This is a genomic window from Niveispirillum sp. FG148 (genome assembly GCF_057809655.1).
The window spans coordinates 41,663-57,309 of the sequence record NZ_JBMDKJ010000037.1; the positions used below are offsets into that span (position 1 = coordinate 41,663).

Here is a 15,647-nt window from a genome sequence, read left to right on the forward strand (position 1 = left end):
ACAGCCCCGCGGATCAGGATCGACCGCCACCATTTTCCAGTGCCCCCCGCCGTCATGGCCGCGCGGCGCATGGCCTGCCCGTGCCCGCCGATCCGGCCGCCGACCGGCCGTCAGGAAGGAGAGTGCCGATGAGCAGTCTGGTCACAGACCTGTTTGCCAGTTACGCCAGCACCTATGAAAGCCGCCGCGACGTGGAGATGTCGCTGCTGGACTATCTGGAAGGGTGCCGCGACGACCCGCTGATGTATGCCAGCGCCGCCGAAAGGCTGCTGGCCGCCATCGGGGAGCCGGAAATCATCGATACGGCCAAGGATGCGCGCCTTGCCCGCATCTTCATGAACCGCACCATCAAGATCTACCCCGCCTTTGCCGAGTTCTATGGCATGGAGGAGACGATCGAACGCATCGTCGGCTTCTTCCGCCATGCAGCGCAAGGGCTGGAGGAGCGCAAGCAGGTGCTGTACCTGCTGGGCCCTGTCGGCGGCGGCAAGTCCTCGCTGGCCGAACGGCTGAAGGCGCTGATGGAGGACAAGCCCATCTATGCGCTGAAGGCCGGCGATCAGATCAGTCCCGTGTTCGAAAGCCCGCTGGGCCTGTTCGATCCCGTCACCCTGGCCGCCGCCATCGAGGACAAGTACGGCATTCCCCGCCGCCGCCTGACCGGGCTGATGAGCCCCTGGGCCCTGAAGCGGCTGGACGAGTTCGACGGCGATATCCGCCGGTTCAAGGTGGTGAAGCTGCGCCCGTCGCGCCTGCGCCAGATCGGCATTTCCAAGACCGAACCGGGCGACGAGAACAACCAGGATATCTCCTCGCTGGTGGGCAAGGTCGATATCCGCAAGCTGGAGCTGTACAGCCAGAACGATCCTGACGCCTACTCCTATTCCGGCGGCCTGAACCGGGCGAACCAGGGCATGCTGGAATTCGTGGAGATGTTCAAGGCCCCGATCAAGATGCTGCATCCCCTGCTGACCGCGACGCAGGAGGGCAATTATATCGGGACCGAGAATATCGGAGCCTTGCCCTTCCAGGGCGTGATCATGGCCCATTCCAACGAGGCGGAATGGCAGAGCTTCAAGAACAACAAGAATAACGAGGCCTTCATCGACCGCATCTGTGTAGTCAAGGTGCCCTATTGCCTGCGGGTGATGGAGGAACAGCGCATCTATGAAAAGTTGATCAAGACGTCCGAACTGGCCGGCGCCCCCTGTGCGCCCGCGACATTGGAGATGCTGGCGCGCTTCACCGTGCTGTCGCGCCTGCGCGACCATGGCAATTCCAACCTGTTCAGCAAGATGCGCGTCTATGACGGGGAAAGCCTGAAGGAGACGGACCCCAAGGCCAAGACCATGCAGGAATACAAGGACGCGGCCGGTGTGGACGAGGGGATGAACGGCATCTCCACCCGCTTCGCCTTCAAGGTCCTGGCCAGCACTTTCAACTATGACAATACGGAGGTCGGGGCCGACCCTGTCCACCTGATGTACATCCTGGAACAGGCCATCAAGCGGGAGCAGTTCCCCGACGATACCGAGAAGAAATATATGGAGTTCATCAAGGCCGAACTGGCGCCGCGCTATGCGGAGTTCATCGGCAATGAGATCCAGAAGGCCTATCTGGAGAGCTACCATGATTACGGCCAGAACCTGTTCGACCGCTATGTCGACTATGCCGACGCCTGGATCGAGGATCAGGATTTCAAGGATCCGGATACGGGCCAGCTTCTGAACCGCGACCTGCTGAACCAGGAACTGACCAAGATCGAGAAACCGGCGGGCATCGCCAATCCCAAGGATTTTCGCAACGAGGTGGTGAAGTTCGCGCTGCGCATGCGTGCCTCCAACGGCGGGCGCAACCCGTCCTGGACCAGCTATGAAAAGCTGCGCGACGTCATCGAGAAGCGGATGTTCAGTCAGGTGGAGGAACTGCTGCCCGTCATCAGCTTTGGTTCCAAGAAGGACAGCGACACGGAGAAGAAGCACAGCGAATTCGTCAACCGGATGACGGCGCGCGGCTATACCGAGCGGCAGGTCCGCCGGCTGGTTGAATGGTACATGCGGGTGAAGCAGGCGGGGTGAAGTTGACCCTCTTCCGTCATCCCGGCGAAAGCCGGGACCCAGGGGCCACAAGCCCGACCTCCACACCCATGTGAGGAGGATGGCGTACCGCGACTGTCGCGCCCCCTGGCCCCTGGGTCCCGGCTTTCGCCGGGATGACGGGAAAAGGTCGGTGCCTCAGGTAGTGAAAGGACGGTGCAACCTTGTTCACCATTGTCGACCGACGTCTCAATCCTTCCGGTAAAAGCCTGGCTAATCGCCAGCGGTTCCTGCGCCGTGCCAAGGAACAGGTGGTGCGGGCCGTGCGCGATGCCTCGGCCAAGCGCGGCATCCGCGATATCGACATGGGTGGCGATATCGCCATTTCCCCCGACGGCATCCGCGAGCCCAGCCTGCGCCGGTCCGGCACCGGCGGCCAACGTGACTATGTTGTGCCCGGCAACAAGGAGTTCCTGTCGGGTGACAAGATCAAGCGCCCGCCCCAGGGCGGTGGCGGGGGCAGCGGCAACCAGGGGGCGGATGATGGCGACGGCCAGGATGAATTCCGCTTTGTCCTGAGCCGGGAGGAATTCATCGACCTGTTCCTGGAGGATCTGGAACTGCCCGATCTGGCCAAGCGCAAGCTGGCCGTGACCGACAGCCTGGACTGGCACCGCGCCGGCTATTCCATCTCCGGCTCGCCCACCAACCTCAACCTCGTGCGCACCATGCGCAACTCTCTGGCCCGGCGTATGGCACTGAACCGCCCGACGGGGGAGGAGATCAAGGCCCTGCGGCAGGAGATCGAGGATCTGGAGCGGTCGGGCCGCGACCGCGACCGGTTGGCCGAGGCGCGGGCGGAGCTGGAACAGGCCCTGCGCCGGACCCAGCGCATCCCCTATATCGACCCCGTCGATGTCCGCTACAACCGGTTTGCCGCCACGCCGCGGCCGGCGGCCCAGGCCGTCATGTTCTGTCTGATGGATGTGTCGGGCAGCATGACGGAACACATGAAGGACCTGGCCAAGCGCTTCTATATGCTGCTCTACCTGTTCCTGTCGCGCCGGTACAAGCATGTGGACGTCGTCTTCATCCGCCACACCCACAAGGCGGCGGAGGTGGATGAGGAGACCTTCTTCTACAGTCCGGAGACGGGCGGGACCGTGGTGTCGACCGCGCTGGAGGAAATGGCGCGGGTGATCAAGGAGCGCTATCCGCCCGCCGAATGGAACATCTACGCGGCCCAGGCCAGCGACGGCGACAATGCCCTGTCCGACAATATCAAGACCGCGCAGCTGATGACCGACACCATCCTGCCCGACTGCCAGTATTACGCCTATCTGGAGGTCGGTCAGGAAGGGATGACGCCGGGCCTGCCCTATGGCGGCGGTCCGCGCGAAACCGACCTTTGGCGCACCTACAAGCAGATCCAGGCCGGCGGCGTGCTGGCCATGCGGCGTGTCACGGAGCGGCGGGAAATCTATCCCGTCTTCCGCGAACTGTTTGCCAAGGACAAGGCCGGGCAACCGGCGGAGGTGAGTGCATGACCCTGACCGCCTTTGACACAGGCCCCCTCTATACCGGCGCCGACTGGGACTATGACAAGGTCCGCCGCGTCTATGACGCCATCGAGAAGGTGGCGGTGGGCGAGATGGGGCTGGACGTCTATACCAACCAGATCGAGGTGATCACGTCGGAACAGATGCTGGATGCCTATTCCAGTATCGGCATGCCGCTATTCTACAAGCACTGGTCCTTCGGCAAGCATTTTGCCCGTGACGAGGCCATGTACCGCAAGGGTCAGCGGGGTCTCGCCTATGAGATCGTGATCAATTCCAATCCCTGCATCAGCTACATCATGGAAGAAAACACCATGACGATGCAGACGCTGGTGATCGCGCATGCGGCCTTCGGCCATAACCATTTCTTCAAGAACAACTACCTGTTCCAGCAATGGACCGATGCCGACGGCATCCTGGACTATCTGTCCTTCGCCAAGGCCTATATCACCCAGTGCGAGGAACGCTATGGCCATGCCATGGTGGAGCGCGTGCTGGATGCCGCCCACGCCCTGATGAACCATGCCGTCCACCGTTATCCCCGCCGCCGCGGCCCCGATCTGCGCAACGAGGAGAAACGCGCGCGCGAACGGCTGGAACATGCCGAAGCCACCTTCAATGATCTGTGGCGCACCGTGCCCACCAAGGCCGGCGGACCCAGCCCGCTGTCCGACCGCGACCGCCGCCGCGCCGTCCTGGAACTGCCGGAGGAGAACATCCTCTATTTCCTGGAGAAGAAGGCGCCGCGCCTGCATGGCTGGCAGCGGGAGGTGCTGCGCATCGTCCGGCATGTGGCGCAATATTTCTATCCGCAGCGCCAGACCAAGGTGATGAACGAAGGCTGCGCCACCTATTGCCATTACCGCATCCTGTCCACCCTGCATGAACGTGGGCAGATCACCGATGGCGCCTGGATGGAGGCGATGCACAGCCACACCAATGTGGTGTTTCAGCCCGATTTCGATGACAAGCGCTATGGCGGCATCAACCCCTACGCCCTGGGTTTCGCCATGATGCAGGACATCGAACGCATGGTGACCCGGCCGACGGACGAGGATCGCTACTGGTTCCCCGATCTGGCCGGAAAGGGCGACGCCATGGGCGCGCTGCGGGAGGCCTGGGCCAATTACCGGGATGAAAGCTTCATCCTGCAGTACCTGTCACCGGCCCTGATCCGTAAGTTCCGCCTGTTCCATGTGGCCGATGATGCGCGCCAGTCGGAAATGAAGGTCGCTTCCATCCATGATGAACGCGGCTACCGCGCCGTGCGTCAGGCCCTGGCCCGGCAGTACGACATTGCCTGGGCGGAAGCCGATATCCAGATCGTCGATGTCGATCTGGTGGGCGACCGCAAGCTGATGCTGGAACATCATGTGATGAACCAGATCCTGCTGGAGGAGGAGGAGGCGCGCGCCGTCATGCAGCATCTGGCCGACCTCTGGGGCTATGAGGTGGTCCTGGCGGAGGTGGAAACACCGGGCGGCACGCCCTTGCGCCGCATCGCCGTCAGCCCGCGCATCGTGCTGGGCGGGGGGTGAGGGTTTGTCAGGTTAGGATCATGTCCGACCCGCTTTCGCCGTCGCGGCTTCCACGCATAGGCGCTAACTTAGCCATCTGCACCGTCCTTGCCTCCCCCGCGAAAGCGGGGGTCCAGGGGCCAGGGGCGCCGACATGTGGTTCTTGGTGGCCCCTGGTTCCCCGCTTACGCGGGGAAGGCACCTCAATCCAAGGGATTAACGTCGCGCTTATTGGCTTCCGCCGGGAGGGCAAGAACAAGTGCTTCCAGGGGGTGGTCATTCCGCCCCCCTGGAAGCTTCTCCCCCTCACGCCGCCTGCTTGCGCCCATTCTTCCCGGCGGACAGGATTTCGCGGGCCATCTCGTCGGCTACGGCGCTGGTCGGGCGGTTCTCCCGGTCGGCGCGGCGGAAAATTTCCGTCAGCGTCACGGGAATGCGCTCCACCTGGCGCAGCACGGCGTCGCGGTCATAGCCCTGCGTCACTTCGGCAGACACATTGATGATGCCGCCGCCATTGATGACATAGTCGGGTGCGTACAGGATGCCGGACGCGCGCAGCGCCTCGCCCATCGGGTCGGTTTCCAGCTGGTTGTTGGCACCGCCGGCCACGATTTTGGCCTTGATCTGCCCCAGCGTGCGCGGGTTGATCACGGCCCCCAGGGCGCAGGGCGCATAGACATCGACATCGGCCGCATGGATGGCATCCGGGGCCGTGGCGGTGGCGGCGAACCGGTCGACGGCGCGCTGGACGGCATCGGTATGGATGTCGGTGACGGTCAGGATGGCGCCGTCATCGGCCAGCCGCTGGCACAGATGGCTGCCGACATTGCCCAGCCCCTGCACGGCCACGCGCACGCCCTTCAGGCTGTCGGTGCCCAGCTTGTGCCGGACGGCGGCCTTGATGCCCATATAGACGCCATAGGCGGTGAAGGGCGACGGGTCGCCCGACGCGTCGTGGCCCTTGGACAGGCCGGCGACATGCGGCGTGGTCTGGCCCATGGTCATCACATCGGCCACCGTGATGCCCACATCCTCGGCCGCGATATATTTGCCGCCCAGGCTGTCGATGACGCGGCCGAAGGCGCGGAACAGCTCGTCCGACTTGTCCTTGCGGCTGTCGCCGATGATCACGGACTTGCCGCCGCCCAGGGGCAGGCCGGCCATGGCATTCTTGTAGCTCATCCCGCGCGACAGGCGCAGCGCGTCGCGCATGGCTTCCGTATCGTTGGCATAGGGCCACATGCGGCAGCCGCCGCAGGCCGGGCCCAGCGCCGTGGAATGCACGGCGATGATGGCAGACAGACCCGTTTCGGCGTCGCGGCCGAACAGGACAAGCTCGTGATTATCGAAATCGGGGAAATCGAACAGCATGGGGCGGGGCCTCCGGGCCTGTGGATCGCTGTCTCCGCCTCGTTTTCCGGGCGGGTTTTGCGGTCCAAAGTCTAGGCAGACGGGGGCTTCCAGGTCGATTTCGTTGTTGGGCGGCGTCTTGCACGAAACGCACGCCAATCGGGGGGCGATGGAAAATTTCCTGTCGCAGACCCTGGTTCCGCCCTGACACCGGCCGTCTGCAGGCGCCGACCGGTGCCTGGGAGAACAAGAACAGCAATCAGATCCGGCGCTGCGGATTGCGGGCGGGGGCGGTGAAGACCGGCTCGCGCCGTCCGTCCACGGACGGCGCTGAACCGCCCAGCGTCGGTTCGCGGCGGACCGGGGCCGGCGGTGCCGCCGCGGCCGGGCGGGCAGACGGCTTGCCGGAGCGGCGGCCACTGCCCCACCAGAAGCCCAGCATGCCGATCAGCAGCGCGCCGATGCCGCCCATCAGGCCATAGCGCAGCCAGTCGGGGGCCGTGATGTTGGACGGGTCGAAGCCTTGCTCCTGCTGCGCCATTTCCGGCGTCACTTCCGTTTCCACCGAACTGCGCGGAGCGGCGGCGGGGCCGGCAGCGCCACCGGTGATACCTGCGCCGCTGACCGACGGTGCCGGGCTGGCGGACGGGGCGGGCGGCAGGGCGTTGCGCAGGGCCGGGGCCGATGCGGCGGCCGGCAGGTCGGCGCCGCCGCGCGACACGCCCAGCACCGTGCTTTCGCTGCCTTCGCCGCGATCAACCGATGCCGCGGCCGGGGCGGCTTTCGGCTTCACGTCGGCTTCGCGCAGATGCATGGGCTGGCTGGCCTTGGCGCGGCTGTTGGGGTCCAGCAGGTTGCCGATGCCCTTGCGTTCCGGCTGTGCCTTCAGCATCAGGTCGATGGTGGTCTGATCCAGCCGGCCCGTCGATTTCAGGCCGTTCTTCTTCTGGTAGGCGGCAATGGCGGCGGCTGTGGCGCTGTCCAGCTTGCCACTGGCGCGGCCCTGATACAGCCCCTGCTGATCCAGGATCTGCTGCGCCCATTGGATGGTGGCGCTGTTGGGCTGCTGTTCGTCGGCGGCGCGCACGGGTGCCGCGGCCAGAAGCAGCAGAGAGAGGGCCGCAACGCCGGCCCGATGGCGGTTGGAACGGACGGAACGGGAACGAACCGGCGCGGACACGTCGCGATACCCCTATGGCGGATCAGAAAACGAGAGCGCCAGGCCAATCATGTGGCGGCGCAACAAACAAAGGCATGACATCGTGACAGGTTGATGGCAAGGCCGACAATGGTGCGGCTCCGGCATGGCAGATGCCGGGGGATGGACCAGCCGGTCACGGCTGCCTATACTTGCCCGGGATCATGTCCTTTCGAAGGCCGATTTGTCGCTTCCCCCCACCCAACCGGCGGATCAGAACACGGCACCGCCCCCCGATCTCTGGGTGGCGGGCGGGGCGTGGCTTGTCATCATGATCCTGCTGGACATGCTGCTGCTGGGGCTGTCGCCATGGCTGCTGGCGCTGCGGCTGGCGGGGCTCCTGTGGCTGGCCGGCTGGGTGTGGCAGGCGGAACGGGCCCGGCCCTGGATGGCCGGCGCCTGGATGGCGCTGACCATGGCCGGCCATGTCGGGGCCGCTTATCTCTGGGCCGGCGCCGGTGTCAGTGCCACTGTCATTGCCGGCGGCATGCTGGCCGGCTTTCTGCTCGTGCTGATTGCGACTCCAATCGCCCGGGGGCTGTCCCGTGCCAAGTCCGCGCCGCCCGCCCCGCCGCAGACGGCGGGCGTACCGCTGCCCATTCTGCGCCTGACGGCCGACAGCCTGAACAGCGGCCTCAACACCATCGCGCAGGAGCTGGAGGGGCTGGCGGCGGGAACCCTGAGCCCGGCGCAGTCGGTCCAGCTCCGCCTGCTGCGGTCGGAAGTGGCGGGCATGCAGACGCTGGTGCGCCAGCGCCTGCAGGGTGGCGCCGTTGGCTTGACGCCACCGCCGATCCGTCCATCTGCCCCACCGCCGCCGCCGCCCGTGTCGGCCAAGCCGGTGCCGGCCCCCCCCAACGGCCTGTCGGCACTGGTGGTCGACGACGACCCGGTGGGGCGCGCACTGACCCGGCTGCTGCTGGAACGGGCCGGCTATTGGGTGGAGGAGACGGACGATGCCAAGATGGCGCTGGAGATGGCGTTGATGGAAGGGCCGGACGTGGCCCTGGTCGCCGCCCGTGTCGGCCCCCATTCCGGTCTGGCCCTGGCCTGGTGCATCCGCCGGGGCGGGGGGCCGCCTGTCGTGCTGTTGCGCGGTCGCGCGGACCGGGTGACCGATGCCAGGCGACAGCGGGCCGGTGTTGCGGCCCTGCTGGGCAAGCCGGCTTCTCCGGACAATCTGGCGGCCGTCCTGGGCATGGTGCTGCCCCAGTCCACCGGTAATGCCGCCCCGCCCCCTCCGGCAGCGCCGCCATCGCCACCATCGCCGCTCCGGCGACCGGTGGGTGGGGCCCTGCTGGATGAAACCGTGCTGGAGGAGCATCTGGCGATTCTGGGGCCGCATCGTGTTGCCCAGATTATCGACAGTTTCGTGACCAATGCGCCCGGCACCTTGTCCCAGATCGATGCGGCGCTGGGGCTGGGCGATGTGGAGGCGCTGGGCCGTGCCGCGCATAAGCTGGCGTCAGGCGCTTTGACCGTGGGGTTGCTGCAGGTGGCGCATCTGTCCAAGGCGACGGACACGGCGGCCAAGCAGCAGGATGGCGCCATGGCAAAGGTCCATGCCGCGGGCATTGCCGCCGCCTTCAATCGCGGGATGGAGGAACTGTCCCGGTATCGTCGGGAAAATCTGCCCGGCAGCGATCAGGGCTGATCGGTGACTTCTGCCGCCAGCCGGTAGCCCAGGCCCTTCTCCGTCAGGATGACATCGACAGAGCCGCTGTCCTGCATCTTGCGACGCAGGCGGCTGACCAGCACGTCGATGGTGCGGTCATTGGGGTTGCGGTCGGTGCCGCTGACGGCGTCGATCAGCTGGTCGCGGGTGACGACACGGCCGCCGGACCGCACCAGCAGGCCCAGCAGTTCGAACTCCCCACGCGTCACGCGCACTTCCTGATTCTGTGGATCGACCAGACGGCGGCGGGCCAGATCCATGGTCCAGCCCGCGAAATAGCGAACGGTCCCCTCGGCCTTGTACATCTTGCTGGGATGGGTGCGGCGCAGCAGGTTGCGGGCACGGGCCAGCAATTCGCGCGGGTTCGGCGGCTTGGTCACATAATCGTCGCCACCCGTCTCCAGCCCGAAGACCCGGTCGCCGTCATTGGCGCGCTGGGTGACGATGATGATGCCGACATTGGAAATCTCGCGGATGCTCTTGGCCAGCGTGAACCCGTCCTCGTCCGGCAGTTCGATATCCAGCAGGACCAGATCGGGCGGCTGGCGCAGCATTACCTCGCGCGTCTGCTTGCCATTCTCGGCCTCGGCAACCAGGAAACCGGCCTCATGGAAATACCCCGCCAGCAGCGCGCGCGTCGCCGGCTCATCCTCGACGATCAGAACCAAGGGGGCATCGGCGATTTCCGTCATTCGCGAACGAACTCCAGCCAGGATCACGCAACCAGGATCGCAAGGGAGGGGCCAGCATAGTGGCACCAGCGTTTCCACCTTTCGGCTATAAACGCTTTTCGCAGAAAAATGAAGCCGTTGGGCGATGTTCCCCCGCATGGGAGACCACCGCCCAACGGCGCGGTATGTGGACTGCTGTTTTACGTTTTATTTGTTCTTTGGCACGGCCGCCCTGGTTGCTGGCATCCGTGCCACCTGGCCGGCGGGGTCATTGATGCCCCACCTGACCCGGCCCCTTATGCGCCCAGTTCCAGCAGGGACGCATTTCCACCGAAGGCCGTCGTGTTGACGGTCAACGTTTTTTCCGTAACGAAACGATGCAGATAGTGCGGACCGCCCGCCTTCGGCCCCGTGCCCGAAAGGCCCTGGCCGCCGAAGGGCTGCACGCCGACCACGGCGCCCACCATGTTGCGGTTGATATAGGTGTTGCCCACGGGCAGCGCCTTGAACAGGTTCTGGGCGCGGCCTTCCAGGCGGCTATGCACGCCGAAGGTCAGGCCATAGCCGGTGGCCGCGATCTCTGCCGCCACCTTGTCCAGATCGGCCGCCTTGAAGCGCACCATATGCAGGATGGGGCCGAACACTTCGCGCTTCAGGCGCGACAGGCCGTCAATCTCGTACAGGCGGGGGCCGAAGAAGGTGCCGTTCTGCACCGCGTCGGGCACGGTCACGGCCTTGATCAGGCGGGCCTCCCCGTCCATGCGGCTGGCATGGGCAATCAGGATGTCGCGGGCGGCATCATCGATGACAGGGCCGACATCGGTGGCCACATCCATCGGGTCGCCCAGACGGATCAGGTCCATGGCGCCGGCCAGCATGTCGGCCAGCTTGTCGGCGATTTCATCCTGGGCGAACAGGACGCGCATGGCCGAACAACGCTGGCCCGCCGACTGGAAGGCCGACGTGACGCAATCATCCACCACCTGTTCCAGCAGGGCGGTACTGTCCACGATCATGCAGTTCTGGCCGCCCGTCTCCGCAATCAGCGGGACGATGGCGCCGTCACGGTTGGCCAGGCTGCGGTTGATGGCGCGGCCCGTCTCCGTGGAACCGGTGAAGCAGACGCCGGCGATGCGGGCATCGGCGACCAGCGCCGCCCCCACCGTCTCGCCATCGCCGGGCAGCAGGTGCAGCACGTCACCCGGCACGCCGGCCCGGTGCAGCATGCGCACAGCCTCGGCCGCGATCAGCGGGGTCTGTTCGGCCGGCTTGGCGATGACGGCATTGCCCGTCACCAGGGCTGCCACCACCTGGCCCGTGAAGATGGCCAGCGGGAAGTTCCAGGGGCTGATGCAGGCAAAGGTACCGCGGCCGGTCAGGTGCAGCTCGTTACGCTCCCCCGTGGGGCCGGGCAGCAGCACCGGCTTCAGGCCGGTGCGCGCCTGGGCGGCGTAATAGCGGCAGAAATCCACGGCCTCGCGCAGTTCGGCCACGGCGTCGGGCAGGGTCTTGCCCGCCTCGCGCACCAGCAAAGCCAGCAGGGCGGGCGTGTCCGCCTCCATCAGGTCGGCGGCGCGGTCCAGGCAGGATGCGCGATGGTCGGCCCCGGCCCGGTCCCACAGCGGCTGGGCGGCGTGGGCCAGCGTCAGGGCGCGTTCAACGGCAGCCTTGTCGGCATTGACCACGGTGCCGACATGACGGGCGCGGTTGGCCGGGTCGGTCACGTCCAGCGCCATGCCGTCCAGTTGCTGGCCGCCGACGATGGGGCCGGCGGTCCAGGTGCGCGTCAGGGCGGCATTCATCTGCGCCTGCAAGCCCTCGACCTTGTCGGGGGCGGTCAGGTCGAAGCCCTTGGAATTGGGGCGTTCGGCGCCATAGATGTCGGCCGGGGTGGGGATGCGCGGATGGCGCAGCATGCCTTCTGTCTCCAGGAAAGCGGCCGGGTCGGCCACGACGTCGGACACCGGCACATCCGGGTCCATATAGGCGTTGACGAAATTGCTGTTGGCGCCGTTTTCCAGCAGGCGGCGAACCAGATAGGGCAGCAGATCCTCATGGGTACCCACCGGCGCGTAAATTCGCACACGCGGGAAGGCCGGCAGCACCTCACGCGCGGCCGTGTACAGCAGCTCGCCCATGCCATGCAGGCGCTGGAATTCCAGATCGCGGTTGTCACCGGCCAGATGCAGGATGGCCGCGATCGTATAGGCATTGTGGGTGGCGAATTGCGGATAGATGGCGTCCTTGGCCGCCAGCATCTTGCGCGCACAGACCAGATAGGACAGGTCCGTCGCCGCCTTGCGCGTGAATACCGGATAATCGCCATGGCTGGCGATCTGGGACATCTTGATCTCGGTGTCCCAATAGGCGCCCTTGACCAGCCGCACCATCAGGCGGCGGCCGGCGGCGCGGGCCAGATCAACCAGCCAGTCGACCAGCAGATGCGTGCGCTTGGAATAGGCCTGGATGGCCAGGCCCAGCCCGCTCCACCCGGCCAGATCGGGGTCATGGGCCAGGGCCGCCAGGATATCCTGCGACAGTTCCAGCCGGTCCGCCTCCTCGGCATCGATGGTCAGGTTGATGTCCCAGCGCTTGGCCTGCAGCGCCAGCCCCTTCACGGCCGGCACCAGCCTGGCCATGACATCTTCCTGCTGTGCCTGGACATAGCGCGGGTGCAGGGCCGACAGCTTGATGGACACGCCCGGGGCGGCCATGGGTCCACGGCCCGCGGCTTCCGCCCCCACGGCGTCGATGGCCTTGACATAGGCGTCCAGGTAACGGCCGGCCTGTTCCCAGGTGCGGGCCCCTTCGCCCAGCATGTCGTAAGAATGGACGGTGCCGGCGGGCTTGGCCTTGCGCGCCTCGGCCATGGCTTCCTTGATGGTGCGGCCCAGCACGAAATGCCCGCCCATGACGCGCATGGCCTGACCCATGGCGGTACGGATGACGCTTTCGCCCGACCGCGCCACCAGACGCTTCAGGAAGCCGCCGGCATCGCGCTCGCCGCCGCGTTCCAGATCGGTGATCTTGCCCGTCAGCATCAGGCCCCAGGCGGCGGCGTTGACAAAGGCGCTGTCGCTGCGGCCCAGATGCGCATCCCACTGGCCTTGCGCGATCTTCTCCGCGATCAGGCGGTCGGCCGTGTCCGGATCGGCGATGCGCAGCAGGCATTCGGCGATGCACATCAGGGCGATGCCCTCATTGTTCGACAGGCCGAATTCCTGCAGGAAATTATCCAGCGGGCCCAGCTCGCTGCGGCGCAGGCGGGCCGCCTCGACAATGGCGACGGCGCGGTCATGGATGCCGGTGCGTTCCGTATTGCTCAAACCATGGCTGCGCAGCAGCTGGGTGACGACCGCCACTTCGTCGGCATGCTTGGCCGCACGCAGGCTGTCGCGCACATCATTCAGGCTGGCCGTGGACATGGGGCCATCACTCCGTCAGGGCAATCGGTGGAATTGCCCGGAGTATGGCAAAAAGCCTGGATGATTTTTCTCCAAATTAAGGGTTTTGACAGGATATAATCTGGTCGAAGCGTCACTTTACCGGACGATATCATGAACGCCGATTCCGCATCCGCGAAGCTGGACCGCATCGACCTGAACATCCTGCGCATCCTGCAGGAAGATGGCCGCATCTCGAATGTGGAACTGGCCCGCCGGGTCAACCTGTCGCCCACGCCATGCCTGGAACGGGTGCGCCGCCTGGAACGCGACGGCTATATCCGCCAATACGTGGCCTTGCTGGACCCCGACCGTCTGGATCGGTCGCTGGCGGCGTTTATCGAGGTGCGGCTGGACCGCACCAACCCCGACGTCTTCCAGATCTTCGCCGACGCCGTGCGCCGGGTGGATGAGATCCAGGAGGCGCACATGGTGGCCGGCGGTTTCGACTATCTGATCAAGGTCCGCGTCGCCGACATGGCGGCCTACCGCGCCTTCCTGGGCGACAAGCTCTCCTCCATCCCCGGCGTGGCCCAGACCCACACCTACATGGTGATGGAGGAGGTGAAGAACACCCATGTGGTGCCCGTGCCGGGGCGGTGAGATCAGCCGGCCAGCAGCGCCAGGATCAGGCGGGATAACCTGTCCTCGCTGCCGGCGAAACTCTCGATCATGGCGGACAGAACTTCATCCGGATCAAGGGCATCGTTATTCACGGCATACCCGGCATTGGCTGCCAGCAGTGTCAGGAACGCCAGTTGGGTGCGGCCATTGCCCTCGCGGAACGGATGCACGGCGTTGATGTCCGCCAGCAGACGGGCGGTGCGGGCGGAAAATTCGTGTATCGGCAGGCCGGCAACCTGGTCCGCGCCGCCGTAATGCCGGAAGGCCCGCGCCAACTCGGCTTCAATATATTCGGGTTAACAGAACCAGTTGCCGCCCTTGCCGATGCGGATCGATCGTATCTGCCCGGCCCAGGCATAGACATCCTGGAACAGATGATGGTGGATGCGCAGATAATGTGCGGCATCCAGATTGCCCGCCGGCAATGGTTCATCTGCGCGGATCAGAAACAGGGCCAGTTCGACCTCGTCCAACGTCCGCTGATCCGTAATGCCAAGCCGGTTGTGCAACACCGACGTTCCAGGCACCCAAAGCGGGTCATTGTCGGCGGTATAGAGCAAGGTTCCTACTTCCGGCGCAGCGTTTCCAGAACCAGTGCCCGCCGCTCGTCCCCGGACAACCCTTGGGTCGCCCCCTGCCGCAACGCCGCCGCCATCCGGGGTGACAGGGTCAACCCCTCGACAGCACTGATCTTCTCCCCGCGTTCGCTGGTCAGAACGAACCGGCCGGACTTGACGGCGCGCTTAAGGTGGTGACGGTCAGCTTTCATGGCCTGAGCTTATCACGAGGGGGCGGCGGGTGCCATTCCCGCAGACGGGGGCAGGATTTGCTTGTGAGTGGCAAGTGGGCATACCGCAGCAGCTGAGTGACTGTGGGACAGCAGTCCCACAGGGCTTGATGCGATGCAGTAGTTTTAGAATGGATACCGGCGAGGCCCTGCGCTGTCTTCAAAGCCGATATAAATATTTATATATACTTCGGAGTGGCGCCACCTTGGAGCTTGGGCTATTTGGAAGTAACGGCTGAGGTCGTCAAACTCAAGTACTCCATTGATTCCGAACTGAGCTGCTACCATTATCCATAAAGCTGATACAGCCTCAATTGCGACGCCTAGTGTCGCCTTGGTGAATTCACCTTCTCGGTCATGTTTGGTGGAGTGGTAACTATTATACCACGGTATTGTCTTGGTTGGGTCTGTGGCACTCCAATCGCTAAAAGGCCTCACTGGGTCAAGCCACGGACAATGACGTAGCTTTATGGCATACTCTGAAAGACGCATAGCGGACGCGAGCTTGACATACTGATTTGTGGTCGGATTCTTTATGGTAACTCCATTCGCCACGAGAACACCGCGCCACTGCGCTTCGCATTCCGTACAAGCCAAAATGAGAAGATTACGAATCGAGTTCCCATAACAGGCCATATTTTCCGGTGCTGGGTGGATAGACTGAAATATTGTGTCTAGAATTCCGACTAGATAGCGCACCTGACTTAGCGTGCTCGCCAATAGGTCTGATGAAGATCACGTCCCCGTGCGTGGTGTAGGAGCGCTGGCGCCGGGTCAGACCTGGAGG

General features: G+C 64.9%; 12 protein-coding genes. 5 read left to right on the plus strand and 7 right to left on the minus strand.

Annotated features, from left to right (window positions below; all coding sequences use genetic code 11):
• Positions 1-128 precede the first annotated feature (128 nt).
• From ACODTW_RS25155 to ACODTW_RS25165, 3 genes are all read left to right on the plus strand, one after another.
• On the plus strand, positions 129-2,078 hold the full coding sequence (locus ACODTW_RS25155) for a PrkA family serine protein kinase (protein ID WP_488948888.1): 1,950 nt from the start codon (positions 129-131) through the stop codon (positions 2,076-2,078).
• 182 nt (positions 2,079-2,260) lie between these two features.
• The gene (locus tag ACODTW_RS25160; RefSeq protein WP_488948889.1) at positions 2,261-3,583 is read left to right on the plus strand and encodes a YeaH/YhbH family protein; all 1,323 of its coding nucleotides are present in this window, start codon (positions 2,261-2,263) and stop codon (positions 3,581-3,583) included.
• Positions 3,580-5,133, plus strand: coding sequence for a SpoVR family protein (locus ACODTW_RS25165; protein WP_488948890.1), 1,554 nt, complete (start codon positions 3,580-3,582; stop codon positions 5,131-5,133). The genes ACODTW_RS25160 and ACODTW_RS25165 overlap by 4 nt, the downstream gene beginning before the upstream one ends.
• Positions 5,134-5,418: 285 nt before the next feature.
• On the opposite strand, the gene ACODTW_RS25170 is transcribed toward ACODTW_RS25165, so the two are convergent.
• Entirely contained in the window at positions 5,419-6,483 is a 1,065-nt protein-coding gene (locus ACODTW_RS25170; RefSeq protein WP_488948891.1) for a Glu/Leu/Phe/Val family dehydrogenase, read from the minus strand.
• A 238-nt stretch (positions 6,484-6,721) separates the two neighbouring features.
• Positions 6,722-7,642, minus strand: a complete 921-nt coding sequence (locus tag ACODTW_RS25175) for a peptidoglycan-binding domain-containing protein (RefSeq protein ID WP_488948892.1) — start codon at positions 7,640-7,642, stop codon at positions 6,722-6,724.
• 202 nt (positions 7,643-7,844) lie between these two features.
• On the opposite strand from ACODTW_RS25175, the gene ACODTW_RS25180 reads away from it, so the two are divergent.
• A complete protein-coding gene (locus ACODTW_RS25180; protein ID WP_488948893.1) occupies positions 7,845-9,314 on the plus strand; it encodes an Hpt domain-containing response regulator in 1,470 nt (489 codons plus the stop codon).
• Here ACODTW_RS25180 and ACODTW_RS25185 read toward each other — a convergent pair.
• Both ACODTW_RS25185 and putA read right to left on the minus strand, forming a co-directional pair.
• Positions 9,305-10,027: a response regulator gene (locus ACODTW_RS25185; protein WP_488948894.1), complete on the minus strand. Its 723-nt coding sequence runs from the start codon at positions 10,025-10,027 to the stop codon at positions 9,305-9,307. The genes ACODTW_RS25180 and ACODTW_RS25185 overlap by 10 nt on opposite strands.
• A gap of 275 nt (positions 10,028-10,302) precedes the next feature.
• Positions 10,303-13,431 carry a bifunctional proline dehydrogenase/L-glutamate gamma-semialdehyde dehydrogenase PutA gene (putA, locus tag ACODTW_RS25190; protein ID WP_488948895.1) on the minus strand — a complete coding sequence of 1,043 codons (3,129 nt, stop codon included), beginning with the start codon at positions 13,429-13,431 and terminating at the stop codon, positions 10,303-10,305.
• Between the two features lie 132 nt (positions 13,432-13,563).
• On the opposite strand from putA, the gene ACODTW_RS25195 reads away from it, so the two are divergent.
• Entirely contained in the window at positions 13,564-14,052 is a 489-nt protein-coding gene (locus tag ACODTW_RS25195) for an Lrp/AsnC ligand binding domain-containing protein (RefSeq protein ID WP_488948896.1), read from the plus strand.
• Positions 14,053-14,054: 2 nt separating this feature from the next.
• On the opposite strand, the gene ACODTW_RS25200 is transcribed toward ACODTW_RS25195, so the two are convergent.
• Genes ACODTW_RS25200 through ACODTW_RS25210 form a run of 3 tightly spaced genes read right to left on the minus strand, consistent with a single transcriptional unit; the run spans position 14,055 to position 14,842 of the window.
• A complete protein-coding gene (locus tag ACODTW_RS25200) occupies positions 14,055-14,348 on the minus strand; it encodes a Fic family protein (protein ID WP_488948897.1) in 294 nt (97 codons plus the stop codon).
• Between the two features lie 21 nt (positions 14,349-14,369).
• Positions 14,370-14,582, minus strand: a complete 213-nt coding sequence (locus ACODTW_RS25205; protein WP_488948898.1) for a hypothetical protein — start codon at positions 14,580-14,582, stop codon at positions 14,370-14,372.
• A gap of 56 nt (positions 14,583-14,638) precedes the next feature.
• Positions 14,639-14,842, minus strand: a complete 204-nt coding sequence (locus tag ACODTW_RS25210) for a hypothetical protein (protein WP_488948899.1) — start codon at positions 14,840-14,842, stop codon at positions 14,639-14,641.
• Positions 14,843-15,647: the final 805 nt, after the last annotated feature.